The organism is Streptomyces sp. NBC_01257 (genome assembly GCF_035917255.1).
Taxonomy (GTDB): domain Bacteria; phylum Actinomycetota; class Actinomycetes; order Streptomycetales; family Streptomycetaceae; genus Streptomyces.
This window is the reverse complement of the sequence record NZ_CP108472.1, coordinates 1,737,968-1,763,004: the sequence shown is the minus strand read 5'-3', so window position 1 is coordinate 1,763,004 and position 25,037 is coordinate 1,737,968. Positions and strand designations below refer to the sequence as shown.

Annotated in this window: 18 protein-coding genes; 11 read left to right on the top strand and 7 right to left on the bottom strand. The window is 72.6% G+C overall.

What is annotated here, in order from left to right; translation table 11 throughout:
- Positions 1-222 precede the first annotated feature (222 nt).
- Entirely contained in the window at positions 223-1,431 is a 1,209-nt protein-coding gene (metK, locus tag OG408_RS07135; RefSeq protein WP_266776511.1) for a methionine adenosyltransferase, read from the top strand.
- 349 nt (positions 1,432-1,780) lie between these two features.
- Positions 1,781-3,940 carry a primosomal protein N' gene (locus OG408_RS07130; RefSeq protein WP_326668939.1) on the top strand — a complete coding sequence of 720 codons (2,160 nt, stop codon included), beginning with the start codon at positions 1,781-1,783 and terminating at the stop codon, positions 3,938-3,940.
- A gap of 470 nt (positions 3,941-4,410) precedes the next feature.
- Here the strand turns inward: OG408_RS07130 and OG408_RS07125 are convergent, their stop codons facing one another.
- On the bottom strand, positions 4,411-4,917 hold the full coding sequence (locus tag OG408_RS07125; protein WP_266776507.1) for a hypothetical protein: 507 nt from the start codon (positions 4,915-4,917) through the stop codon (positions 4,411-4,413).
- A 277-nt stretch (positions 4,918-5,194) separates the two neighbouring features.
- Here OG408_RS07125 and fmt point away from each other — a divergent pair, with 277 nt between their 5' ends.
- From fmt to OG408_RS07105, 4 genes are all read left to right on the top strand, one after another.
- On the top strand, positions 5,195-6,127 hold the full coding sequence (gene fmt, locus OG408_RS07120) for a methionyl-tRNA formyltransferase (RefSeq protein ID WP_326668937.1): 933 nt from the start codon (positions 5,195-5,197) through the stop codon (positions 6,125-6,127).
- A gap of 69 nt (positions 6,128-6,196) precedes the next feature.
- Complete coding sequence (locus OG408_RS07115; protein WP_266776503.1) at positions 6,197-7,630, top strand: RsmB/NOP family class I SAM-dependent RNA methyltransferase; 1,434 nt, start codon at positions 6,197-6,199, stop codon at positions 7,628-7,630.
- A 116-nt stretch (positions 7,631-7,746) separates the two neighbouring features.
- Positions 7,747-8,430 (top strand): ribulose-phosphate 3-epimerase, encoded by a 684-nt coding sequence (gene rpe, locus OG408_RS07110; RefSeq protein ID WP_266776501.1) that lies wholly within the window; start codon positions 7,747-7,749, stop codon positions 8,428-8,430.
- Between the two features lie 164 nt (positions 8,431-8,594).
- Positions 8,595-9,611, top strand: a complete 1,017-nt coding sequence (locus OG408_RS07105) for a sugar-binding transcriptional regulator (RefSeq protein WP_266786003.1) — start codon at positions 8,595-8,597, stop codon at positions 9,609-9,611.
- 76 nt (positions 9,612-9,687) lie between these two features.
- Here the strand turns inward: OG408_RS07105 and OG408_RS07100 are convergent, their stop codons facing one another.
- Positions 9,688-10,710, bottom strand: coding sequence for a terpene synthase family protein (locus OG408_RS07100; RefSeq protein WP_266776499.1), 1,023 nt, complete (start codon positions 10,708-10,710; stop codon positions 9,688-9,690).
- A 307-nt stretch (positions 10,711-11,017) separates the two neighbouring features.
- On the opposite strand from OG408_RS07100, the gene OG408_RS07095 reads away from it, so the two are divergent.
- From OG408_RS07095 to OG408_RS07085, 3 genes are all read left to right on the top strand, one after another.
- The gene (locus OG408_RS07095; RefSeq protein ID WP_266776497.1) at positions 11,018-12,484 is read left to right on the top strand and encodes a GuaB1 family IMP dehydrogenase-related protein; all 1,467 of its coding nucleotides are present in this window, start codon (positions 11,018-11,020) and stop codon (positions 12,482-12,484) included.
- Between the two features lie 207 nt (positions 12,485-12,691).
- A complete protein-coding gene (locus tag OG408_RS07090) occupies positions 12,692-14,149 on the top strand; it encodes an aldehyde dehydrogenase family protein (protein WP_326668932.1) in 1,458 nt (485 codons plus the stop codon).
- A gap of 137 nt (positions 14,150-14,286) precedes the next feature.
- The gene (locus OG408_RS07085) at positions 14,287-14,754 is read left to right on the top strand and encodes an Lrp/AsnC family transcriptional regulator (protein ID WP_266776493.1); all 468 of its coding nucleotides are present in this window, start codon (positions 14,287-14,289) and stop codon (positions 14,752-14,754) included.
- Positions 14,755-14,799: 45 nt separating this feature from the next.
- Here the strand turns inward: OG408_RS07085 and OG408_RS07080 are convergent, their stop codons facing one another.
- Together OG408_RS07080 and OG408_RS07075 are read right to left on the bottom strand one after the other, a co-directional pair.
- Positions 14,800-15,786, bottom strand: coding sequence for a hypothetical protein (locus tag OG408_RS07080; protein WP_326668930.1), 987 nt, complete (start codon positions 15,784-15,786; stop codon positions 14,800-14,802).
- Positions 15,787-15,789: 3 nt separating this feature from the next.
- A complete protein-coding gene (locus OG408_RS07075; RefSeq protein ID WP_326668928.1) occupies positions 15,790-19,218 on the bottom strand; it encodes a CHAT domain-containing protein in 3,429 nt (1,142 codons plus the stop codon).
- Between the two features lie 288 nt (positions 19,219-19,506).
- Here OG408_RS07075 and OG408_RS07070 point away from each other — a divergent pair, with 288 nt between their 5' ends.
- Positions 19,507-20,304 (top strand): carbon-nitrogen hydrolase family protein, encoded by a 798-nt coding sequence (locus tag OG408_RS07070; protein WP_326668927.1) that lies wholly within the window; start codon positions 19,507-19,509, stop codon positions 20,302-20,304.
- A gap of 50 nt (positions 20,305-20,354) precedes the next feature.
- Positions 20,355-22,055, top strand: a complete 1,701-nt coding sequence (locus OG408_RS07065) for a flavin monoamine oxidase family protein (RefSeq protein ID WP_266776485.1) — start codon at positions 20,355-20,357, stop codon at positions 22,053-22,055.
- Between the two features lie 18 nt (positions 22,056-22,073).
- Here OG408_RS07065 and OG408_RS07060 read toward each other — a convergent pair whose 3' ends face one another.
- From OG408_RS07060 to OG408_RS07050, 3 genes are read right to left on the bottom strand one after another with little or no spacing between them, the layout of a single operon-like run.
- Positions 22,074-22,922, bottom strand: coding sequence for a fumarylacetoacetate hydrolase family protein (locus tag OG408_RS07060; RefSeq protein ID WP_285566122.1), 849 nt, complete (start codon positions 22,920-22,922; stop codon positions 22,074-22,076).
- 49 nt (positions 22,923-22,971) lie between these two features.
- Complete coding sequence (locus OG408_RS07055) at positions 22,972-23,997, bottom strand: hydroxyacid dehydrogenase (protein WP_285566124.1); 1,026 nt, start codon at positions 23,995-23,997, stop codon at positions 22,972-22,974.
- Complete coding sequence (locus OG408_RS07050; RefSeq protein WP_326668923.1) at positions 23,981-25,036, bottom strand: dihydrodipicolinate synthase family protein; 1,056 nt, start codon at positions 25,034-25,036, stop codon at positions 23,981-23,983. The genes OG408_RS07055 and OG408_RS07050 overlap by 17 nt, the downstream gene beginning before the upstream one ends.
- Position 25,037: the final 1 nt, after the last annotated feature.

Sequence of the window (25,037 nt, the reverse complement as noted above, 5' to 3'; positions counted from 1 at the left end):
CGAGCGGTCCGAACCCTTGCAATACGGGCACGGACGGTGTCCGGGACGGCCTTTGGGGGCCTCGGGACGCCGGTGCCGCATGTCACAGATCTCCCAAAGGGCGAGACACGTTGTCCGACAGCCGGAGCCGACCGATAAACTGGTCCAGGACCGTACCGGGCGCAGCTCCCGGGCCGTCCGCCAAATGATCAGCCAGCAGCCGCTGCAACCCCAGGGAGCGATGTGTCCCGCCGTCTCTTCACCTCGGAGTCCGTCACCGAGGGTCACCCCGACAAGATCGCTGACCAGATCAGCGACACCATTCTCGATGCACTCCTGCGTGAGGACCCGACGTCGCGTGTCGCCGTCGAGACCCTGATCACCACCGGTCTGGTGCATGTTGCGGGTGAGGTCACGACCAAGGCCTACGCCGACATCCCGACCCTGGTCCGCAACAAGGTCCTGGAGATCGGTTACGACTCCTCGAAGAAGGGCTTCGACGGCGCCTCCTGCGGCGTCTCGGTGTCCATCGGAGCACAGTCGCCCGACATCGCACAGGGTGTCGACACCGCGTACGAGAAGCGGGTCGAGGGCGATGAGGACGAGCTCGACAAGCAGGGCGCGGGCGACCAGGGCCTGATGTTCGGGTACGCCTGCGACGAGACGCCCGAGCTGATGCCGCTGCCGATCCACCTCGCGCACCGGCTCTCGCGCCGCCTCTCCGAGGTCCGCAAGAACGGGACAATCCCGTACCTGCGCCCCGACGGCAAGACCCAGGTCACCATCGAGTACGACGGCGACAAGGCCGTCCGCCTCGACACGGTCGTCGTCTCCTCGCAGCACGCCAGCGACATCGACCTCGACTCGCTGCTCGCTCCCGACATCCGCGAGTTCGTCGTCGAGCACGTCCTCGGCCAGCTCATCGAGGACGGCATCAAGCTCGACACCGAGGGCTACCGCCTGCTGGTCAACCCGACCGGTCGTTTCGAGATCGGCGGCCCGATGGGCGACGCCGGTCTGACCGGACGCAAGATCATCATCGACACCTACGGCGGCATGGCCCGGCACGGCGGCGGCGCCTTCTCGGGCAAGGACCCGTCGAAGGTGGACCGCAGTGCCGCGTACGCGATGCGCTGGGTCGCCAAGAACGTGGTGGCGGCGGGTCTCGCGGCCCGTTGCGAGGTCCAGGTCGCCTACGCGATCGGCAAGGCCGAGCCCGTCGGCCTCTTCGTCGAGACCTTCGGCACCGCCGCGATCGAGACCGAGAAGATCGAGCACGCCATCGGCGAGGTCTTCGACCTCCGCCCGGCCGCGATCATCCGCGACCTCGACCTGCTGCGCCCGATCTACGCCCAGACCGCGGCGTACGGTCACTTCGGCCGTGAGCTGCCCGACTTCACGTGGGAGCGCACCGACCGCGTGGACGCACTGCGCAAGGCCGCGGGCCTGTAAGCCTGCCGGTCGCCCCCTCGGGGGCGTTGTACGGATGCCGGAGCCCGGACGCCGACACAGGTGTCCGGGCTCCGGACGTTCTCCGGCCGGCCCATGTCCGTCCGGCCTCCCGGGCGGTGCCGGAAATACGCGGGCGGAGCGAGCGCGGACCCGGCTACGATGACGTCCTCCCGGTGCGCAGGACGCGGCTACTTCTGGAGCGGGGCGTGAGCCCCGTGTTGAAGGGATTCTCTGCCGCCGCGGCCTATCCGATCTCGGGAGACCCACACCCGGTCGCGCGACCGTCGCGGCGCCGCCCCCGCTTTCCGGGACGGCGCCGCTGTCAGTGGTGTCTGGTAGGAATTTGGCTGTGAGCAGCGACGACAAGCGGTCCGACGAGCCCGATGCCGGGGCACCGGAACAGCTTGCGCTGATCCGGGAGACCGTGCGCAAGGCCGATGTCCCGCGCGCCAAACCGCGGACCTGGCGCGGCGCCGCGCTCGCCAGGGAGCTGCCCGTCGCCCGTGTGCTGGTCAACAAGGGGGCCCTGCACCTCGACCAGTACTTCGACTACGCCGTGCCCGAGGAGCTGGACGCCGAGGCGCGGCCCGGGGTGCGGGTACGGGTGCGGTTCGGCGCCGGAGGACGCAACGTGCGGGGCGGCCGCCGCGAGGGCGGCGGGCTCATCGACGGCTTCCTGGTCGAGCGGCTGGCCGAGTCCGACTACAACGGGGCGCTGGCCGCGCTCGCCTCCGTCGTCTCTCCCGAACCCGTCCTCGGACCGGAGCTGCTCGCCCTCGCCCGCGCCGTCGCCGACCGCTACGCGGGCAGCCTCGCCGACGTCCTCCAGCTCGCGGTGCCCCCGAGGAACGCCCGGGCCGAGGCGAAGCCGTCGCCCGAGCCGCTGCCGCCGCCCCCGCCACCACCGCCCGGGACCTGGGAGCGGTACGGACAGGGACCGGCCTTCCTGTCGGCGCTGGCCGGCGGCGGAGCGCCCAGGGCCGTGTGGACGGCGCTGCCCGGCCCCCACTGGCCGCAGGAGATCGCCTCGGCCGTCGCGGCGACCCTCGCCTCGGGACGCGGCGCCCTGGTCGTCGTCCCCGACGGGCGGACCGCGGGCCGGGTCGACGCCGCCCTCACCGCCCTGCTCGGCGAGGGCCGGCACGCACTGCTGACCGCCGGCTCCGGACCCGAGAAGCGCTACCGGGAGTGGCTCGCCGTGCGGCGCGGGTCCGTCCGGGCGGTCGTCGGGACCCGGGCCGCGATGTTCGCCCCCGTCGCCGATCTCGGCCTGGTCGCGATCTGGGACGACGGGGACTCCAGCCACAGCGACGACAACGCCCCCTTCCCGCACGTCCGCGAGGTGCTGGAACTGCGGGCCGCGCACAGCAGGTGCGGCTTCCTGCTCGGCGGCACGAGCTGCACCGTGGAGGCGGCGCAACTGGTCGAGAGCGGCTGGGCGCTGCCGCTGCGCGCCGAGCGGGAGCAGCTGCGGACCGCGGCGCCCCTGGTGCGCACCGTCGGCGACGGCGAGCTCGCCAGGGACGGCGCCGCCCGGGCCGCCCGGCTGCCCAGCCTGGCCTGGCAGACCGTGCGGGACGGGCTGCGCACCGGACCGGTGCTGGTCCAGGTGCCGCGCCGGGGTTACGCCCCGCGACTGGCCTGCGAGCGCTGCCGGGAACCGGCGAGGTGCCGGCACTGCGCGGGACCGCTGGAGGCGCCCGACCAGCAGGATCTGAACTGCACCTGGTGCGGACGGTCCGAGACGTCCTGGCACTGCGTCGCCTGCGGCTCCCGCCGGCTGCGGGCCCAGATCGTCGGCGCCCGGCGCACCGCGGAGGAGCTCGGCCGCGCTTTTCCCGCCGTGCCGGTCCGCACGTCCGGCCGCGACCACATCCTGGACTCCGTGCCGGACCAGCCCGCGCTGGTGGTCAGCACACCGGGGGCGGAGCCGGTCGCCGAAGGCGGGTACGCGGCGGCGCTGCTGCTGGACGGCTGGGCGATGGTCGGCCGGCCCGACCTGCGGGCGGGCGAGGAGGCCCTGCGCCGCTGGACGGCCGCCGCCGCGCTGGTGCGCGGGCAGCCGGAGGGCGGCACGGTGGTGATCGTCGCCGAGCCGACGCTGCGGCCCGTGCAGGCCCTGGTGCGCTGGGACCCGGTCGGACACGCGCGGCGCGAACTCGCGGAACGGGCCGAGCTGGGCTTCCCGCCGGTGTCCCGGATGGCGTCGGTGACGGGGGCGCCCGAGGCACTGGCCGGCTTCCTGGCGGCGGCCGAGCTCCCGCCGGACGCCCAGGTGCTCGGGCCCGTGCCGGTCCAGGGCGGTGAGCCGGGACGGCCCCGCCGCCCCTTCGACGCACCGGCGGGCGAGACCTGGGAGCGGGCCCTGATCAGGGTGCCCCCGGGCAGCGGGGCGGCACTGGCGGCCGCGCTGAAGGCGGCACAGGCCGCGCGGATGTCCCGGGGAGGCGGCGCGGGCGCGTCGGGCGGCGCGGTGCGGATTCGGGTGGACCCGCCGGATATCGGGTGACGGTGTGCGCCTCGTCCTTGGTGCGGGGTTCCGTCCTCAATCGCCGGACGGGCTTGTGTGCGGGTTCCCCGCGGGGTGCGCCGTTCCCCGGTGGGTGGGGGTCCGGTGCCCCTCCGGGGCGTCTCCTCAAACGACGAACGTTTCCAGTCCCACGCGAGCGACCCCGGTATCCGTTCGTCGTCCTGCGGGGACTCCCCTGCACGGCCCCGGACCCGGCCGCCGAGCGTCTGCGGCGTTCGTACCGCCGGGGTTCAGACGCACGCGAGAGTGGGTGGGGGCGTGCAGGGGCGTCCCCGCAGAAAATTGGCGTACTACCCGGCCCCCGCTACGTCTCCGGTTGCCACGCCAGTTTTTGAGGAGACGCCCCGGAGGGCCCCCACCCCCACCCACCGGGCATTCGCGCCCCGCGGGGGACCCGCACACAAGCCCGTCCGGCGATTGAGGACGGAACCCCGCACCACGGACCGGCGTCAGCCGTTGCGTGGTCCCGGGAAGGCGCCCGGGCGCAGGTCCTCGCGCAGGGGCGGACGTTCCGCCGACGGCTGCGGCGGCATCGAGCGTGCCGCCGGCACGGAGGGCAGTGCGGGAACGCCCTCCGCCGCGCCGTCCGCCGGCACCGGCTGCGGGGCGGCACGCCGCGCGCCGTAGCGGCGGTGGACCGCCTGCTTGGTGACTCCGAGTGCGGAGCCCACCGCGTCCCAGGAGAAGCCCAGCGAACGGTCGAAGTCCACTGCCGCCGTGACCAGGGTCTCGACGCTGTCCCGCAATTCCTGGGCCAGCCTGACGGTGGGGGCCGGGGCCCTGCCGTAGACGACGAAGCCCGTGGAAGGGCCGGAGCGGCGCGGACGGTAGACGTTGCCCAGTTGGGCGGTGAGCGTGCGCAGTGCGTCCACCTGCCGCCGGACCCGCTCGATGTCCCGCACCAGAAGATGCAGGCTGGCCCGCGCTTGGGCGTCGTGGGTTGCGTGGTCGGCCATGAAGAAGCCTCTCGAACCGGCGTTGAAAGGGATCGGGCCGCACCATGGCGGCTCGCTTCGGTCAATCTCTCTTGACCAACGCCTCACCCGGGGATCTGGTCACGCTTCGGGGGCGTATGTGCACAAGTGAGGGGCGCACAACTTCGCGTACGCCCCCCGGGAGGACCGGAGCGGCTCCGGGGTCCGGGATCCCCGGCGGCCGTCCGGGCGCGGGGCCCATAGACTTGTGCGTTGCTCGTCACCGTGAAGTTTCGGCCTGAGAGGCAGTCAGCCACCCATGAAGCTCGTCTTCGCAGGCACCCCCGAGGTAGCCGTACCCGCACTGGACGCCCTGATCGCCTCCGGCCGCCACGAGGTCGCCGCCGTCGTGACCAGGCCCGACGCCCCCGCCGGGCGCGGACGCCGGCTGGTGGCCAGCCCCGTCGCCGAGCGGGCCGAGGAAGCCGGCATCGAGGTGCTCAAGCCGGTCAGGCCCCGGGACGAGGACTTCCTGGCACGGCTGCGGGAGATCGCGCCGGACTGCTGTCCCGTCGTCGCCTACGGCGCGCTGCTGCCCAAGAGCGCACTGGTCGTCCCCACCCGCGGCTGGGTCAACCTCCACTTCTCCCTGCTGCCCGCCTGGCGCGGTGCCGCGCCCGTCCAGCACGCCGTCATGGCGGGGGACGAGGTGACGGGCGCCTCGACCTTCCTCATCGAGGAGGGGCTCGACTCCGGACCCGTCTACGGCGTCCTCACCGAGGAGGTCCGGCCCACGGACACCAGCGGTGACCTGCTGACCCGGCTGGCGTTCGCCGGGGCGGGGCTGCTCGCCGCGACGATGGACGGCATCGAGGACGGCACCCTGCACGCCGTGCCGCAGCCCGCCGAGGGGATCACCCTGGCCCCGAAGATCACCGTCGAGGACGCCCAGGTCCAGTGGTCGGCGCCCGCCCTGCGCGTTGACCGGATCGTGCGCGGCTGCACCCCGGCCCCCGGCGCGTGGACGCTGTTCCGCGGCGAGCGCCTCAAGCTGATCCAGGCCGTGCCCGTCGTGGACCGTGCCGACCTCGCGCCCGGCGAGCTGTCCGCGGCCAAGAACAACGTGTACGTGGGCACCGGGTCCCACGCCGTCGAGCTGCTCTGGGTCCAGCCCCAGGGCAAGAAGCCGATGCGCGCGGCGGACTGGGCGCGCGGAGTGCGCATCGTTCCCGGCGAGCTCGTGGGCAGCTGACGGACCGGCCGGCCAGGGGACGTAGGCTGGGAGGGTTCGCCCTCTCACCATCAGCGGAGCACCTTTCACGTGAACGACCAGCCTCGTCGCCGTCCTGCCAAGCCCCACCGCCGTCCGCAGAAGGACCCGGTCAGGTTCCTCGCCTTCGAGGCGCTCAGGGCCGTCGACGAGCGTGACGCGTACGCCAACCTCGTGCTTCCTCCGCTGCTGAAGAAGGCCCGCGCCAAGGGCGACTTCGACAACCGGGACGCGGCGCTGGCGACCGAGCTGGTCTACGGGACGCTGCGCCGCCAGGGCACGTACGACGCGATCGTCGCCGCCTGCATCGACCGGCCGCTGCGCGAGGTCGACCCGCCGGTCCTGGACGTGCTGAACATGGGCGTGCACCAGCTGCTCGGCACCCGCATCCCGACCCATGCCGCGGTCTCCGCGAGTGTGGAGCTGGCCCGGGTGGTGCTGGGGGAGGGGCGTGCCAAGTTCGTCAACGCGGTGCTGCGCAAGGTGTCCGCCGACGACCTCGACGGCTGGGTGGCCAAGGTCGCGCCCTCCTACGAGGACGACGCCGAGGACCACCTCGCGGTCGTGCACTCGCATCCGCGGTGGGTCGTCTCGGCGCTCTGGGACGCCCTTGGCGGCGGCCGCGCCGGCATCGAGGACCTGCTCGAAGCCGACAACGAACGGCCCGAGGTCACCCTGGTCGCCCGCCCCGGCCGCTCCACCACCGAAGAACTCCTCGACGCGCTCGGTGAGGAGAACGGCCTGCCGGGCCGCTGGTCCCCCTACGCCGTGCGGATGGCCGAGGGCGGCGAGCCCGGCGCCCTGACCGCCGTGCAGGAGGGCCGGGCCGGGGTCCAGGACGAGGGCAGCCAGCTCGTCGCCGCCGCCCTCGCCAACGCCCCGCTGGAGGGCAGGGACACCCGCTGGCTCGACGGCTGCGCGGGCCCCGGCGGCAAGGCCGCCCTGCTGGCCGCCCTCGCGGCGGGCCGCGGCGCCGCCGTGCTGGCCGCCGAGAAGCAGCCCCACCGGGCCCGTCTCGTCGAGCGCTCGCTGGCCGGCAACCCCGGCCCGTACCAGGTGATCACCGCCGACGGCACCCGCCCGCCGTGGCTGCCCGACACCTTCGACCGGATCCTGATGGACGTGCCGTGCTCCGGCCTCGGTGCGCTGCGCCGCCGCCCGGAGTCCCGCTGGCGCCGCCGCAAGGAGGACCTGGAGAGCTTCGCGCCCCTCCAGCGCGGTCTGCTGCGCGAGGCGCTGAAGGCCGTACGGATCGGCGGAGTCGTCGGATACGCGACGTGCTCGCCGCATCTGGCGGAGACCCGGGTCGTCGTCGACGACGTGCTCAAGGGACGCGGCGGCGCACCCGTCGAGGCCGAGTGGGTGGACGCCCGCCCGCTGATGCCCGGTGTGCCCGCGCTGGGCGACGGACCGGACGTCCAGCTGTGGCCGCATCTGCACGGCACGGACGCGATGTACCTCGCCCTGCTGCGGCGCACCGGCTGACCGGTACGGCCCCGACCAGGGGTGAAACGCCGGGAATGTGCGAACCGTAATGATCCCGTGAGGCTTTGGGGCGCACCGAAGCGGGGAAGTGCCCCAGAACATGGCAGGCTTGGCCCATGGCCCAGATCAACCCCAGCATTCTCTCCGCCGACTTCGCACGCCTCGCCGAGGAGGCGAAGGCTGTCGAAGGCGCCGACTGGCTCCATGTCGATGTCATGGACAACCACTTCGTGCCCAATCTGACGCTCGGCGTCCCGATCGTGGAATCGCTCAGCAGGGCCACGTCCACCCCGCTGGACTGCCACCTGATGATCGAGGACGCGGACCGCTGGGCCCCGCAGTACGTCGAGGCGGGCGCGGGGTCGGTCACCTTCCACGCGGAGGCGGCGGCGGCGCCCGTGCGGCTGGCACGGGAGATCCGGGCCAAGGGCGCCCGCGCCTCCATGGCGCTCAAGCCGGCGACGCCCATCGAGCCGTACGAGGACCTGCTCCCCGAGCTCGACATGCTGCTGATCATGACGGTGGAGCCGGGCTTCGGGGGCCAGTCCTTCCTGGACATCATGCTGCCGAAGATCCGCCGCACCCGTGAGCTGATCTCCAGGCACGGACTCGAACTGTGGCTCCAGGTCGACGGCGGGGTCTCCGAGTCCACCATCGAACGGTGCGCGGAGGCCGGCGCGGACGTCTTCGTCGCCGGTTCCGCCGTGTACGGCGCCAAGGACCCGGCCGAAGCCGTCCGGGCCCTGCGCGCCAAGGCCGACGGGGTCATCGCCTCGGCGGAGTGGGCGTGCGGCCACTGACGCCGGTCACGGCGCAGACACCCGCTCCGGCCCCCGGTTGCACGTCGGCCGGGCCAAACGCAGATGAACGCGGTCCGACGGGACCGATCAGGGATCGCCGTATCTGACAGGATGAACGGCGTATCGAGAGCGTGAACAGCAGTGAGGAGAACGCGGTGTCTGCAATGTCGGCGGGCCGGTCCGCCCTGCGGATGGGGCCCGCGGAGCTGGTGCAGGCGGCGGCCATGGCCCGCCGCTTCTACCTCGAGGGCAAATCCAAGATCCAGATCGCCGAGGAGTTCGGCGTCAGCCGCTTCAAGGTGGCCCGGGTCCTGGAGACGGCACTGGAGCGTGACCTCGTACGCATCGAGATCCGGGTCCCCGCGGAACTGGACGCCGAGCGCTCCGACGCGCTCCGCGCCCGCTACGGGCTGCGCCACGCGGTCGTGGTCGAATCCCCGGCCGAGGAGCAGGACGACGCCGCCGACCCGGAGAACCTGGGCGAGGTCGCGGCCGACCTGCTCGGCGAACTGGTGAACGAGGGCGATGTGCTCGGGCTCGCCTGGGGACGCTCCACGATCCACATGGCGGCGGCCCTCGACCGGCTGCCGCCCTGCACGGTCGTGCAGCTCACCGGGGTGTACGACGCGGGAACGGCCGAGCGCGGCTCGGTCGAGGCCGTCCGGCGGGCCGCCCAGGTGTCCGGCGGCGAGGCCCACCCGATCTACGCGCCGATGCTGCTGCCCGACCCGGCCACGGCCGCCGCGCTGCGCCACCAGACGGGCATCGCGCGCGCCTTCGAGTACTTCGACAAGGTGACGGTCGCGGCCGTCTCCATCGGTTCCTGGGAGCCCGGGATCTCCACGGTCCACGACATGCTCTCGGACACGGAGCGTGAGCACTACGCCTCGTTGGGGGTGGCCGCCGAGATGTCGGCGCACCTCTTCGACTCCGAGGGCCGCCGGGTCGGCCGTGACCTCGGCGAGCGCTGCATCACGGTCGAGGCGGACCGGCTGCGGCGGATTCCCGAGGTGGTCGCGATCGCGGGCGGCCAGCGCAAGGCCGCGGCGATCGGGGCGGTTCTGCGGTCCGGGCTCGTCACCAGCCTGGTGACGGACACCGCGGCGGCGGACTACCTGCTGACCGAGTCGGCCGCCCCGCGCAGGCCCGCACTGGAGCGGGCCGACCCGGACGGGGAATAGCAGCCGGAACGGTACGGAAGGGGGCGGGCGGTGATCACACCGCCCGCCCCCTTCCGGCTGTCTCCGCAGTGCCCGGTCAGTCCGGCCGGACGCCCAGGACCGTCGCCTCCAGATACTGCTCCGGCTCCTTGTACTGGCTGACGTCGGCCGGGTTGTAGCGCGGTGTCTGCCGGGACCAGTCGAGATTCCCGCGCATCCAGCTCCGCATCCCGTCCAGGTACGGCTCCAGCATCGGGGACAGCTGCGGGTACGCGGCCAGCAGCTCGGCCTCCGCGGTCAGGAAACGCTCGGTCTCCGTGGTGATCTCCGCGCAGACGTGTTCCAGTGCCTGCTGCTTGCCGAAGCCGCGGTGGTGGCGGACCAGGTGGACGAGGTTGTGGATCTCGCCGAGCACCTGCTCCTTCTCGTACGAGTACACGTCGTTGGCCCAGCACACGACGTTGCACGAGGCTTCGAGGGCGGTGATGAAGCGCGGGTCGTTGTGGATCGACTCGGGCGCCTCGATGCCGGCCACGATCTCTATCAGGTCCATGCAGACGTGTATGGCGCCGGTGTGGCGGCGTTTCTCGATGTACACCGCCTCGGGCGGGACCACCCCGTCCGCGCGGTTGCCGGCCTCCCAGGTGGTGGCCGTCGTGAGGTACGTGATCAGGTGCCAGGCGAAGCGCCGCCGCCAGTGCGCCGCCGCGGCCGGTGTGGTGCGTTCCCACAGGTCGGCGAGGGCGACCACCGCCGCAGGCAGCTTCTCGTCCGCCAGGGTGCCCGTACCGGAGCCCTCGACCACGGACTGCATCAGCGCGACGACGTCCCGCACCCGGTCCGGGCTGCGGCCCAGGTGCCCGTCGTCCAGCTGGTCGTCGACGAGGAAGAGCCAGACGAACCAGTCGGCGACGAGGTCCAGGTCCGCGCTGCCAGCGGTCGGGTAGACCATGCCGACGAAGGCGCCGAAGTCGGCCTGCTCGAAGCGTTCCCTGGCCGAATCCCGGTGCACCAGACCGGTGTTGCGTGTCCAGGTGTCGAGATGTTCCCGTACGTGCCCGACGTGCGGGTTCGTCCGCTGGGGGAACGGGCAGTAGATGTCGGGCAGTTCACTCTCCACGGGCGGGTCGTGATCCTCTCCGGTCGTACGTGTGGCGGGAGTTGTGACCGCTCCGCCAGTTGATCCGGGGTGTTGGGGTGACCCTCGGGACCTGCGCGTTTGAAGCTACCTGACCCCCAGTCACCAGGTCCAGGGAAGATGATCACGAATGATTCGCAGGCCCTTCGGGTAGGGTCTGTGGGCAAGGCAGGTTCCACTTGCCCGGGACTCCCGATCTTGTTCCTTGGAGGAACATACGAAGGCGGGAGTCGTTTGCTGTGTCTTCGTGGAAACGACCTGCGCCATTTCATATGAAAAAATGAGTGTTATGCGTTTTCTTGAGCCCGGCACCGGTCGATACACAGAGTCCCCCGGCGTTCCGTACGACCTCACGTACGACGACGTCTTCATGGTTCCGGGCAGGTCGGCGGTCGGATCCCGCCAGGGGGTCGACCTGTCGTCGCCCGACGGCACCGGCACCACCATCCCGCTCGTCGTGGCCAACATGACGGCCATCGCGGGCCGCCGGATGGCCGAAACCATCGCCCGTCGCGGTGGGCTCGTCGTGATCCCGCAGGACATCCCGATCGAGGTCGTCACCGAGGTCATCAGCTGGGTGAAGTCCCGCCACCTGGTGCTCGACACCCCGATCATCCTCGCCCCCGGCCAGACGGTCGCCGACGCCCTGTCGCTGCTGCCCAAGCGCGCCCACGGCGCCGGGGTCGTCGTCGACGCCGAGCAGCGTCCCGTCGGCGTGGTCACCGACCACGACCTGACCGGGGTCGACCGCTTCACCCAGCTCTCCGAGGTCATGTCGAAGGACCTGGTGCTGCTCGACGCGGACATCGACCCGCGCGACGCGTTCAACAAGCTCGACGGCGCCAACCGCAAGCTCGCCCCCGCGGTCGACGCGGACGGCCGGCTCGTCGGCATCCTCACCCGGAAGGCCGCACTGCGCGCCACTCTCTACACGCCCGCCACCGACGCGGCGGGCAAGCTGCGGATCGCGGCCGCCGTGGGGATCAACGGCGATGTCGCGGGCAAGGCCAAGCAGCTGCTCGACGCGGGTGCCGACACCCTGGTCGTCGACACCGCCCACGGCCACCAGGAGTCCATGATCAGCGCCGTCCGCGCCGTCCGGGCGCTGGACCCGCAGGTGCCGATCGTCGCGGGCAACATCGTCGCCGCCGAGGGTGTGCGCGACCTCATCGAGGCCGGCGCGGACATCATCAAGGTCGGTGTCGGCCCCGGCGCCATGTGCACCACCCGGATGATGACCGGCGTGGGCCGGCCCCAGTTCTCCGCCGTCCTGGAGTGCGCCGCCGAGGCGAAGAAGTACGGCAAGCACGTCTGGGCCGACGGCGGCGTCCGTCATCCGCGCGATGTCGCCATGGCGCTGGCCGCGGGTGCGTCCAACGTCATGATCGGTTCCTGGTTCGCCGGGACGTACGAGTCGCCCGGCGACCTCCAGCAGTCCGCCGACGGCCGCTTCTACAAGGAGTCCTTCGGCATGGCGTCCGCGCGCGCCGTGAAGAACCGCACGTCCGACGAGTCGGCGTACGACCGGGCCCGCAAGGCGCTCTTCGAGGAGGGCATCTCCACCTCCCGGATGTTCCTGGACCCGACCCGCCCCGGCGTCGAGGACCTGGTGGACTCGATCATCGCGGGTGTCCGCTCCTCCTGCACCTACGCCGGTGCGGGCTCCCTCGCGGAGTTCGCCGAGAAGGCCGTCGTCGGTGTGCAGAGCGCCGCCGGTTACGCCGAGGGCAAGCCGCTGCACGCCAGCTGGAGCTGATCCCGCACCCCTGCACCGACCGTGCCCCTTCCGGCTTTCACGCCGGGAGGGGCACCGGTGTTTTCCGGGTGTTCCCGGGGCCGGCGGCCGGCCGGCGCATGGCCGGAAACGGCGGTCGCACGGGGCTGAGATCCATACCAACTCTGTTGAAAATTAAGTAATATGAATCCCACTCAGCTGCCCGCCCACTCTGCGGTAAGGGATCTCATGTCCTTCTTCACTGACCTGGCCCATCAGTACATCGACGGAGAGTGGAGGCCGGGCAAGGGGTCCTGGGACATCATCGACTTCAACCCGTTCGACGGGGAGAAGCTCGCCTCCATCACGGTCGCCACGGCCGACGAGGTGGACCAGGCCTACCGCGCGGCGGAGACCGCTCAGCAGGCGTGGGCGGACACCAACCCCTACGCCCGGCGCGCGGTGCTGGAGAAGGCCCTGCGCGTCGTCGAGGAGCGCGAGGACGAGATCGGCGACGCGATCGTCGCGGAGCTCGGCGGCACCCGGCTGAAGGCGGCCTTCGAGCTGCACCTGGCCAAGGAGTTCCTGCGCGAGGCGATCCAGCTCGCGCTGCGCTCCACCGGGCAGATCCTGCCCTCGCCGACCCCGGGCAAGGAGAACCGCGTCTACCGGGTACCGGTCGGCGTGGTGGGTGTCATCAGCCCCTTCAACTTCCCCTTCCTGCTGTCCCTGAAGTCCGTGGCTCCGGCCCTGGCGCTGGGCAACGCCGTCGTGCTCAAGCCGCACCAGAACACCCCGGTCTGCGGCGGCACCCTGGTCGCCAAGGTCTTCGAGGACGCCGGACTGCTGGCCGGCCTGCTGAACGTCGTCGTCACCGACATCGCGGAGATCGGCGACGCACTGCTGGAGCACCCCGTCCCGCAGGTCATCTCCTTCACCGGCTCCGACAAGGTCGGCCGGCACGTCGCGACGGTGTGCGCGGCCAACCTCAAGCGCTCCGTCCTCGAACTCGGCGGCAACAGCGCGCTGATCGTCCTCGACGACGCCGATGTCGACTACGCCGTCGACGCGGCGGTCTTCAGCCGGTACGTGCACCAGGGCCAGGTCTGCATGGCCGCCAACCGGATCCTCGTCGACCGCGCGGTGGAAGAGGAGTTCACCGAGAAGTTCGTCGCGAAGGTGGCGTCGCTGCGGGTCGGCGACCCGGCCGACCCGGCGACCCAGATCGGCCCGCTGATCAACTCGACGCAGGCCGAGGCCATCGCCACGCTCGTCGACCAGACCGTCGAGGCCGGCGCCACCGCACTGCTGCACGGACGCGCCGACGGAAACCTCGTCAGCCCCTCGGTCCTGACCGGTCTCGCCGCCGACTCCCCGGTGCTCTCCCAGGAGATCTTCGGCCCGGTCGCGCTCCTCGTGCCGTTCGACGGCGAGGACGAGGCGGTCCGGATAGCCAACGACAGCCCCTACGGGCTGAGCGGCGCCGTGCACACCGGCAACATCGAGCGCGGCGTCCGGGTCGGACAGCGCATCCGTACCGGCATGATCCACATCAACGACGGCACGGTCCACGACGAGCCGATCGTCCCCTTCGGCGGCGAGAAGAACTCCGGCCTCGGACGGCTGAACGGCGACTCCATGCTGGAGGCCTTCACCACCCAGAAGTGGATCTCCGTGCAGCACGGGCGCTCGCAGTTCCCGTTCTGATCCGGCGCCACCTGCGCTGAGCGCGCCCCGGTGGGGCGGGTCATGGTCTACTTCCGGGGGCGGCGACGCCGCCCCCGGAACCAGCCGGGCCCGCCCCACCGGGGCGCTCGCCATCGCAGAGAAGTGATCCGTACGACGTGCGACTGAACGACCTCGACGAACGCATCGTCCACGCCCTCGCCGAAGACGCCCGCCGCTCCTACGCCGACATCGGCTCGATCATCGGGCTGTCCGCACCCGCGGTGAAACGCCGGGTGGACCGGCTGCGCGCCGAGGGAGCGATCACCGGGTTCACCGTGCGGGTGGACCCGGCGGCGCTGGGCTGGGAGACCGAGGGCTACATCGAGATCTACTGCAGCCGCAACACCTCACCCGAGTCGATCAAGCAGGGGCTCGCCCGCTACCCGGAGGTCGCCTCGGCGTCCACGGTCACGGGGGACGCGGACGCGCTGGTCCAGGTGTTCGCGGCGGACATGCGCCACTTCGAACAGGTCCTGGAGCGGATCGCGGGCGAGCCGTACGTCGAGCGGACGAAGTCCGTCCTGGTCCTCTCGCCACTGCTGCGGCGCTACTCGGCGGGCGCCCCGGACGCATCCACCCCCTGACCGCCGGGGGACGCCGCACAGGGCCCGCGTCCGGCAGCCGGGGCGCTACGGTGCGTCGGGCCAGGCGAACAGGGTGTCCCGGGTCAGCTCCATCGCCAGCGCCTCGCTGAGCGCGTTCCCGGACGCGACTTCGGCCTCCGTCGACACGGGCGCAGGGAAGCCCGCCGCCCGGTAGAGACGGATCCGGTGCACCGCGAACACGTCGCGCACGTGCTCGCAGTACTGCTCGGTCCCGGAGCGCAGAGCGCGGTGCGCGCCCCAGACCCACAGCGCGCAGACGACGAGCCAGACGACGCGCGCCGCCACCCCCTCCAGCAGCAGCGTCCACACGGGCGCGAGCACCGCACAGACCAGCGCCTGGGTCCGGCCCAGGACCCTGGTGGCCGACGCCGTGAGCCGCTCGCGGGCCGTCGCCTCCAGGCACTCGACGAAGGGTCCCCAGCAGACCGGGAGCGACAGCCCGTAGTTGCGCTCGATGCCGGCCGCCACCCCGTGCAGGGCGTTGCCCACCGCCGTGGGGCGCAGTTCGTCCCGCCGCCGCGGATAGTGCGACCAGGCCCGCCCCGCTCCGGTGCGCCGCCACGCGTTCTGCGCCCGCCACGCGATCAGCCGGTCGCCCTGGTGGGCGCCGGGCCCTGAGCGGTCGGCGGCCCGACGGCCGAGCCGTTCACGGCGTGACGCGTGCCGTGCGGTACGCCGGTGGGCGAGCGCCACAGCGGGAGCCGAGGTTCCCCACCTGCCCGCCAGCACCTCCAGCGCGGGGGACGCGACGGCGGACAGTGCCACGGCCGACAGCACCAGCCCCGCCGTCAGCGCGGCAGCGAGCAGTGCCGTCCCCCAGGCCCCCTGTCCGGCGATCCGGCACACCGGACGGCCCAGCGCACCGGCCCGTCCGCAGAGCTCCGACGGCGGGCCGAAGCGGTGGAGCACGGTCAGCGCGCCCGCCATCCAGAACAGCAGCAGGGGCCCGCCCATCGTGGCCGTCCACCGTTTGGCGAGGGGTTCGACCATGCCCTTCACGAGGTCGCCCACGCGCTACTCCCGCCTCAGTGCCTGGCGCGGATGATCGGGGCAGGTGTCCTCGTCGAACGGCGCCTTGGCGTCCCCCGCGGCCCGGCGCAGGCAGTCGCGCTGAGGGCAGATCCAGATGACCTCGGAGCGTTCCCGGCCCGGCATCCGGGAGAAGAGCGGGGCGCGCGTTCCCGCGGCCGGACCGAGCCCGTCCGTGGCGGACCCGGACAACGCTTCCGCGTCCGGGCCTCCCCGCACACCACCCGGCCCGGGGAACCCGGTCCCGTAATGGAGGAACGCCGCCCAGTGCGCGGGGTCCTCGGCCCTGGTCCGTGCCGCCGGGCCGCTGCCGGCGGTCCGGCTGCGGGCCCGGTCCAGGGCCCGCAGCTGCGACTGCCGCAGGGACTGGGCCGCGGGCAGTCCGTCGAGGTTCAGGAAATGGTGGAAGTCCGTCATCAGCCGCGTCGCGTGCTCGTCCCCGACCGTCCACAGGGTGCCGATGACACAGGACGCACCGGCCGCGGCGAACGCGGTCGCGAGGCTCAGCGCCTCGTCGTACTGCTCCCCGGGTACGGCGGTGGCGCAGGCGGCCAGCACGACCAGCGGATTCCGGCCGTGCGCCGCCGACGGCCGCGCATGCGCCAGCAGACTGCCGACACTGAGCCGCTGGCCACCGGCGAGCACCAGGTGCGACTCGGTCGCGGGGGCGCAACTGCGGGCGTGGCAGGCGAAGTGGACCACCGCGGGGCCCGGGCCGTCGCCTTCCGCCAGCAGCGCTTCGAGCACCGCCCGGGGAGTCGCGGGCATCGCGTCCGCAGCGCCGGACCTGCCGAGCCGGGACCCCTTGGAGTAGTACCAGCGGTGCAGGTCCGCGCCCTCCTGACGGGCGTGCGGCAGATCGCCCAGCGGGTCGGCCACCACCAGCCCGGTGCCGTCCGGCACGGACCGCTGCCTGCGCGCGAAGCCGTCCAGCGCACTCGCGGACGGGGCGTAGCTGAAGCACATGTCCTCGATGGCGTAACGCCTCGCGCCCTCGTGCTTACGCCGTGCCGCATGCCAGGGCACCAGTCCCAGCGCCCCGGTGGGGACGAACACCACATGGGGGATCCGCCCGGCCTCGGCCCCGGCGCGGGCCGACAGATGATCGTGGACGGCGTGGACGGCGGCTCTCCAGGACCAGTCGCAAACCTGTCGCAGGGCGGTCCGCCACGCGCTGCCCGCCGCCCGGTCACCGGGACTGCGCAGGCACTCGTCGTGTGCCCGGGCGAATCGGCGCAGCTCCCGTGCCTGTTCGGACAGGTGAGGGAGGACGAGCGAGGCGACCTCGCCGGTGGCGTGCAGGACGAGGGCCAGGCCCGGCGTGTGGCCCCGGCCCGCCACCACGTGCACCACGGCGTCGGCCCCGATGGCGTGCAGCGGTTCGGCCAGCGCGTCGGGCGTCGGGCGGCCCAGGAAGTCCTGCGGACCCGCTCCGGCCGACGGCAGGAGGGCGCCGCGCACCTCCGCCCGCAGTTCCGGCGGCACGTCGGCACCGGGACCGGCGTCGCCCAGCCCGCGACGGGCGGACGGCAGCCGGGACGGGTCGCGGTCCGTGGGCGCGGACGTCCGTGCGAGCAGCCACCGCTCCTGGAGCTCGCCGCTGCCGAGCGCGGTCAGCCGGGCCGAGACCGGATCCGCCTCGGTCGCCGCGAGCACCGTCAGGGCGCGCGCGGACTCGATCGCCGCGAACGCCTCGCGGGGCTCGCCGTCCTCCTCCATCCAGACCGCCATCTCGGCCGCCTCGGCGAGTGCGCGGCGGGCCCTTCTGAAGGACTCGCCCGCGTCCGGCTGGGCCAGGACGTCCCACACCCGGTCCTCCTGCACGGCGCGGGCCAGTTCCAGCCCTTCCGCGGGACGCCCGCTGCTCCGCCGCAGCCGCGCCTGTGCCCAGCGCAGCGCCGTGCGGCGGGGGTCCGCCGGTGCGTCGGCCCGCTGTTCCAGCAGGGTGGTGAGCCGCCGGTCGAGCAGATCGGGCGCGAGGGCGAGTTCGGCCGGATGGCCGGACAACTCTGCCAGCGCGCACAGGAGTTCCAGTGCCTGCGCTTCGAGCCTGACGGAGATGTGCGGGGTGTCCAGTGCTTCGGTGGCCAGCCGGGCGGCCGCCGGGGTGTCCCGCTGCGGGCCCGCCGTCAGGGCGTGCGCGAGATTGACCAGCACCGTGGCGTACGGGGTGGTTCCCGGCGGCAGCAGGGCCCGGGCCTCCTGAAGCCGGTCCACCGCCGCCCAGGCGTCGGACGGGTCGTGGAGTGCCGCGTAACGGGCGAGGAGGAAGCCGGCCAGACCGTTCAGCGCCCAGGGCCGCCGGGTGTCGTCCCTGATCCGTGTCAGCGCCGAACGCGCCTGTCCCACGGCGTCGTTCAGGGCCGTGGGATCGCCGTCCTCCAGAAACGCCGCGTACACGGAGGGGGCGTACGCCACAGGCTGCTCCGGCGTGAAGACCAGCTCGCCCGCCAGACGCAGGTCCGCCGACGCCCCCGTGAGGCCGTGGCGGTACAGCAGGGCGTCGGCGAGCGCCGAGGTCACCGCGTCGAAGTCCGGATGGCCCTCGCCGAGCGCGGTGACGGAGCGATGCAGGGCGCCGACGGCGTTGTCGAGATCGGCCGGTCCGCCGGTCAGCTCGTAGCGGGTCAGCAGCGCGAGACCCAGGACGGCCAGCCACACCGGGGCGCGCGCGTCGCCGCCCTCGTCGTCCCGGTTGAAGACTCCCGCCACCATGGCGTGTTCGACCGAGCCGTCGAGATCCGCACGCAGCTCGGAACGGGTGAAGCGCTGGAGGAGCGCCCACGCCAGATCCCCGTTGGCCGCCTCCGAGTCACTGGCCACGGTCCGGACCGCGCGCTCCAGCAGCGTCACCGCCTCGTCGAGCCGCTCCGGTGCTCCGGTGCGCGTGTACTCGACCAGGAGCCGGAGGCCCCGCCCGGCGGGAAGCGCCTCGTCCCGTTCGTCCCCGGCCGACGTGCCGCCGGGCAGGGGCCGGTAGCGGGAGAGCAGCACCGGAGGCATCGGCCACGTCAGCACGGGATCGCGGTCGGCCGGCAGCGGCGACCACGTCCACCACGCTCCGTCGTCGGACGGCGCGACCCTGTCCACCGGATCCCGCAGCACCGCAGACCCCGCCGGCGGAAGCGAGAAGGCCACCGGCGCATGCTGTTCGAGCAGGGCCGGCAACGATGCCGTCCCCGCGTCCAGGCCGAGATCCAGGGCGGCCGTCAGCGCGGTGATCGCGTCCGCCCGTGCCTGCTCCGCGCCGCCGGGGCCGGAGTCCGTGGCGAGGGCGGCCCGCGCACAGCGCAACGCCAGAGCCGCCCACCACGCGTCGGACTCCTGACGCCGGGCGAGGGCGTCCGCACCGAGCCAGCGCCGCGCGAGGCGCGCCACCTCCGCCACCCGGACGTCACGCATGCCGTCGTTCACCGTGCCCTCCCCGTCACGTAACGCAACAAGCGGTCAGATTATCCGCCGCCGGGCCCCGGACGGGCCGCTCTGCGCCGGCCACCCCCCGCCCCCTGCCTCCGCCGCCCCGTGCTCCGGCCGGGACACCCCCGGTGACGTGCGCGGATGTCCCGCGCAACGAATCGCCGCCGACCGCCCGCGCACGCAACGGATCGACGGTTGGTGCGCAACACTCGCGCCTTGTCCGGGGGGAATCGCGGAACGTACCGTCAATACGTCCCCGCCCCGCCCCATCGTCCGAGGTCAGCCATGCCGCCGCTGCGCACCGCCCTGCTCCAGAGCTCCGGAACCCCGGGCTCGGTGGCCCGGAACATCGAGGCACTGGAGAGCGCCGCCGGACGCGCCGCGGCGAGCGGCGCCCGGCTGCTCGTCTGCCCCGAGATGTTCCTGACCGGGTACGCGATCGGCGACGACGTGCCCCGGCTGGCCGAGGCCGCCGACGGCAGCGCCGCACAGGCCGTCGCCGGGATCGCCGTCCGGCACGGCATCGCCGTCCACTACGGCTACCCGGAGCGCGACGGCGACACCCTGTACAACGCAGCCCAGCTCATCGGGCCCGACGGGACGCGGCTCGCGAACTACCGCAAGACCCACCTCTTCGGCGACTTCGAGGAACGCTGGTTCACCCCCGGCGACCAGGCGGTCGTCCAGGCCGAACTGGACGGCGTCCGCGTCGGCCTGCTGATCTGCTACGACGTCGAGTTCCCGGAGAACGTACGGGCGCACGCGCTCGCCGGAACCGATCTGCTGCTCGTACCGACCGCCCTGATGCACCCCTTCCCGTTCGTCGCGGAGTCCGTCGTCCCGGTCCGCGCCTTCGAGAACCAGCTCTACGTCGCGTACGCCAACCGGACCGGCACCGAGGGACCCTTCGAGTTCGTCGGACTGAGCGGCCTCGCCGGCCCCGACGGCACGGTCCGTACCCGCGCCGGACGCGGCGAGGAACTCGTCATCGGCGACGTCGACCCCGCCCTGCTCACCGCCTCCCGGGCAGCCAACCCCTACCTCCGCGACCGCCGTCCCGGTCTGTACGGCTCCCTCGTCTGAGAACGCCGCCCCGCCCTCACCCACCTGTTCCCGCAAGGAGTCCGTACCCCATGACGTCCACGGTGCCCCCGGCCGTCCCGCACACCGACGCAGCCCCGCCGATCACCATGTTCGGACCGGACTTCCCCTACGCCTACGACGACTTCCTCGCGCACCCCGCCGGCCTCGGCCAGATACCGGCGACCGAACACGGCAGCGAGGTGGCCGTCATCGGCGGCGGACTCTCCGGCATCGTCACCGCCTACGAGCTGATGAAGATGGGGCTCAAGCCCGTCGTCTACGAGGCCGACCGCATCGGCGGCCGGCTGCGCACCGTCGAGTTCGACGGCTGCACCACGGACGGCGAGCCCCTCACCGCCGAAATGGGCGCGATGCGCTTCCCGCCGTCCTCGACCGCCCTCCAGCACTACATCGACCTGGTCGGCCTGGAGACGAAGCCGTTCCCCAACCCGCTCTCCCCGGTCACCCCGTCGACCGTCGTCGACCTGAAGGGCGAGTCGCACTACGCCACCACCATCGACGACCTCCCGCAGGTCTACCGCGACGTGATGGACGCCTGGAACGCCTGCCTGGAGGAGGGCGCCGACTTCTCCGACATGAACCGGGCGATGCGCGAACGCGACGTACCGCGGATCCGGGAGATCTGGGCCCGGCTCGTCGAGAAGCTCGACAACCAGACCTTCTACGGCTTCCTCTGCGACTCCGACGCCTTCAAGTCGTTCCGCCACCGCGAGATCTTCGGACAGGTCGGCTTCGGCACCGGCGGCTGGGACACCGACTTCCCCAACTCCATCCTGGAGATCCTGCGCGTCGTCTACACCGAGGCGGACGACCACCACCGCTCCATCGTCGGCGGCAGCCAGCAGCTCCCGCTGCGCCTGTGGGAGCGCGAGCCGCAGAAGATCGTCCACTGGCCGCTCGGCACCTCGCTGGCCTCGCTGCACGACGGCGAGCCGCGCGGCGCCGTGACCCGGCTGCACCGCACGGCCGGCAACCGGATCACCGTCACCGACGCCACCGGCGACATCCGGACCTTCCGCGCCGCCGTCTTCACCGGGCAGTCCTGGCTGCTGCTCTCCAAGATCGCCTGCGACGACGCGCTCTTCCCCATCGACCACTGGACGGCGATGGAGCGCACCCACTACATGGAGTCGTCCAAGCTGTTCGTCCCCGTCGACCGGCCGTTCTGGCTGGACAAGGACGAGACCACCGGCCGCGACACCATGTCGATGACGCTGACCGACCGGATGACCCGCGGCACGTACCTCCTCGACGACGGCCCGGACAAGCCGGCCAGCATCTGCCTCTCGTACACCTGGTGCGACGACAGCCTGAAGTGGCTGCCGCTCTCCGCGACCGAGCGCATGGACGTCATGCTGAAGTCGCTCGGCGAGATCTATCCGAACGTCGACATCCGCAAGCACATCACCGGCAATCCGGTGACCGTGTCCTGGGAGAACGAGCCCTATTTCATGGGCGCGTTCAAGGCGAACCTGCCCGGCCACTACCGCTACCAGCGACGGCTGTTCACCCACTTCATGCAGGACCGGCTGCCCGCCGACAAGCGGGGCCTGTTCCTCGCCGGCGACGACATCTCCTGGACGGCCGGCTGGGCCGAGGGGGCCGTGCAGACGGCGCTGAACGCCGTCTGGGGTGTGATGGCCCAGTTCGGCGGTGCGACCGACGCGACCAACCCCGGCCCCGGCGACGTCTTCGACGAGATCGCCCCGGTCGAACTCCCGGAGGACTGAGGCCCCTCGCGGCCCCGGTTACGCGGGCCGGCAGACGCTGCGCTGCCGGCCAAGGCCCGAGATCTCGACCTCCATCACGTCCTCGGCACCCAGGTACGGGAACCGGCCGGACAGGGCCACGCCCTGCGGCGTACCGGTGTTGATGATGTCGCCGGGCTCCAGCACCAGGTACTGCGACAGATGGTGCACCAGATGCGCCACGCCGAAGATCATGTCCGCGGTGGAGGAGTCCTGCCGGGGCTCACCGTTGACGAAGCTGCGCAGCCGCAACTGCTGCGGATCGCCCACCTCGTCGGCCGTCACCAGCACCGGGCCCAGCGGGTTGAAGGTCGCGCAGCTCTTGCCCTTGGACCACTGGCCGCCCGACTCCTCCAGCTGGAAGGCGCGCTCGGACACGTCGTTGCTGACCGCGTAGCCCGCGATGTGGGCGGCGGCGTCGGCGGGGGAGTCCAGGTAGGAGGCGCGGCGGCCGATCACGACGGCGAGCTCCACCTCCCAGTCGGTCTTCTTCGACCCGCGCGGAATGAGGACGTCGTCGTACGGACCGACCACGGTGTTCGGCGACTTGTAGAAGAGGATCGGCTGCTCCGGCGGCTCGGCACCGGACTCCGCCGCGTGGGCCGCGTAGTTCTGCCCGATGCACAGGAGCGCGGAGGGCCGGGCCACCGGGGCGCCGATGCGCTGTCCGGCGATGTCGGTCTCCGGGAGGACCGCCGCCGCGGGGATCAGGTGCGGCTTGTCGGCCAGCGCGGCGAGGAAGGCGCCGTCGATGTCGTCGGTGATGCCGGACAGGTCGTAGTGGCGGCCCTCGGGGCAGACGGCGACCGGGCGCTCATGGCCCGGCTCGCCGATGCGCATCAGTCGCATGACGGTGAGATCTCCTGAATTCTGGGGTTGTGCGGGGACGAAAAGGGAGTCAGCGCAGTCGGGTGAGAGCCGCGGCGGTCACCGCGTGCACCGGGGGGCGTCCGGCGATCAGCCGCAGCACCTCGTTGACCGCGCTGGTGCCCAGCCGCTGCCGGCACTCGACACTGCCCGCCGCCTGGTGCGGGGTGAGCAGCACGTTCGGCAGCGCGCGGAAGGGGTGGTCCACGGGCAGCGGTTCGGCGTCGAACACGTCGATCGCCGCGTCCAGCCGGCCCGTGGCCAGCTCGGCCAGGAGCGCGTCCTCGTCGACCAGCCACGACCGGGCGGTGTTCACCAGACCCGCGCCGTCCGGCATCAGCGCCAGCTGAGCGGCGCCGATCATGTGGTGGGTCTCCTCGGTGACCGGGGCGTGCACGGCCACGATCCGGCTGCCGGTGAGCAGCGTCTCCAGCGGCACGGACGTCACACCGAGCTCTGCGGCCTCCTCGTCGGAGAGGAACGGGTCGGTGACGCTCACCCGCGCCCCCATCGCCCGCGCCAGCTTGATGTAGGCGCGGCCGGTGCGCGAGGCGCCGATCACGCCGATCTCGCTGCCGTGGATCTCGTGGCGCGCCGGGGCCTCGCTCGCGGCCGCCCAGTCCAGGCCGCCGCGCAGCGCGTGGTCGAAGCGCTGGATGCGGTGGAGCAGCGACAGCGTGAAGGCGAGAGCCACCTCGGCGACCGGGCGGGCCATCTCGTCGCCTGCCTGGGTGACCAGGATGGAGCGCCGGAACACGTCCTCGGTGACATAGGGGGCGACCGCGGAACCGGTGTGCGCCACCAGCTCCAGCCGGTCGGCGTGCGCCAGCAGTTCCGCGTCCACCTTCGGGGCCCGCCACGAGGTGATCAGCGCACGGGCGCCGGGCAGGGCCGCCGCGACCGCCGCACGGTCGGAGTGGTCGTCGATGACGGTGAGTTCGGCCGCCCGCTCCAGCTCCCGCCACACATCGGCGGTGAAGAACTGGGCGCGCAGGCCCGGTGGTACGGCGACGACCACCCGTGAGGTGCGGTCGGCGGATTCAGGAGAGCCAGGCATCGAGGTGCTCCGCAACGAAGGCGTCATCGGTCAGCCAAGGGTAGGCCGCGGCCACCCGGGTGATCTCTTCGGCCTGTCCGGGGGAGAGCGTCTCGGCCGGGTCCAGGCAGCGGATGTTCGCCAACAGGCCCTGACGGCGCAGCACTTCGTGGATGCCCGCGATGCAGCCGCGGAAGGCGCCGCGCACGTCGAAGACCGCGCTGTTGGCGTCGGTGAGTTCGGTGCGGCGGGCCAGGCAGCGGACCATCGCCTCGTGGTCCCCGGCCCGGGCCCGGCGGACGTCGTCGAGCAGCGTCACCGCGGAGCTCGTCCACACCGCCCACTGGCCGAGCAGCCCGCCCGCGAACCAGCGCGGGGTGCCGGCGGCCGTCTCGTACGGGGTGAGCAGATCGCCGATGATGTCGTCGTCGTTGCCGGTGTACAGGGCGACCTCGTCAGCCCGGTCCGCGGCGGCGACCGCCCGGACGACGTCGGCGGTGCGGTAGCGGTCGAACGGGGCGATCTTCACCGCGGCCGTGTTCGGCAGATCGGTGAACGCGGACCAGAAGGACGGCGACAAGTACCGCCCGCCGACGGCCTCCTGGAGGTAGAAGCCGATCACCGGCAGCACCTCGCCGACCGCCCGGGCCCGCTCCAGCAGCCCCTTCTCGTCCGCTCCGGGCACGGCCGGGCTGAGCAGCACCGCGTCGTAGCCGAGCGAGGCGGCGGTCTCCGCCTCGGCGACGGCCTGGGCGGTGTAGCCGCAGGCACCGGCGACCTTCACGAACGGGCGGCCCGCCTCGGCGTCGATCGTCTCGGCGGCGAGTTCGAGGACGGGGCGGAACAGCCCCACCTCCCGCTCACGGATCTCGAACTGGGTGGTGTGCACGGCGACGGCCGCGCCGCCCGCGCCCGAGGCCAGGTAGTACCGGGTCAGGGCGCGCTGCCGGCGCTCGTCGAACGTGCCGTCCGCGTGCAGGGCGAGCGGATGGGCGGGGATGGCCGCGCCGTGGGCGAGCAGTTCGAGCGCGGGCGTGGACAGGAGGGAGGGAGTGGACATG

Coding starts and splice junctions, on each gene's coding strand:
- OG408_RS07105 (WP_266786003.1), top strand. CDS start 8,595: ATGTCGGCGGGCCGGTCCGCCCTGCGGATGGGGCCCGCGGAGCTGGTG.
- OG408_RS07070 (WP_326668927.1), top strand. CDS start 19,507: ATGCCGCCGCTGCGCACCGCCCTGCTCCAGAGCTCCGGAACCCCGGGC.
- OG408_RS07055 (WP_285566124.1), bottom strand. CDS start 23,997: ATGCCTGGCTCTCCTGAATCCGCCGACCGCACCTCACGGGTGGTCGTC.
- OG408_RS07090 (WP_326668932.1), top strand. CDS start 12,692: ATGTCCTTCTTCACTGACCTGGCCCATCAGTACATCGACGGAGAGTGG.
- OG408_RS07095 (WP_266776497.1), top strand. CDS start 11,018: ATGCGTTTTCTTGAGCCCGGCACCGGTCGATACACAGAGTCCCCCGGC.
- OG408_RS07065 (WP_266776485.1), top strand. CDS start 20,355: ATGACGTCCACGGTGCCCCCGGCCGTCCCGCACACCGACGCAGCCCCG.
- OG408_RS07060 (WP_285566122.1), bottom strand. CDS start 22,922: ATGCGACTGATGCGCATCGGCGAGCCGGGCCATGAGCGCCCGGTCGCC.
- OG408_RS07125 (WP_266776507.1), bottom strand. CDS start 4,917: ATGGCCGACCACGCAACCCACGACGCCCAAGCGCGGGCCAGCCTGCAT.
- rpe (WP_266776501.1), top strand. CDS start 7,747: ATGGCCCAGATCAACCCCAGCATTCTCTCCGCCGACTTCGCACGCCTC.
- fmt (WP_326668937.1), top strand. CDS start 5,195: ATGAAGCTCGTCTTCGCAGGCACCCCCGAGGTAGCCGTACCCGCACTG.
- OG408_RS07050 (WP_326668923.1), bottom strand. CDS start 25,036: ATGTCCACTCCCTCCCTCCTGTCCACGCCCGCGCTCGAACTGCTCGCC.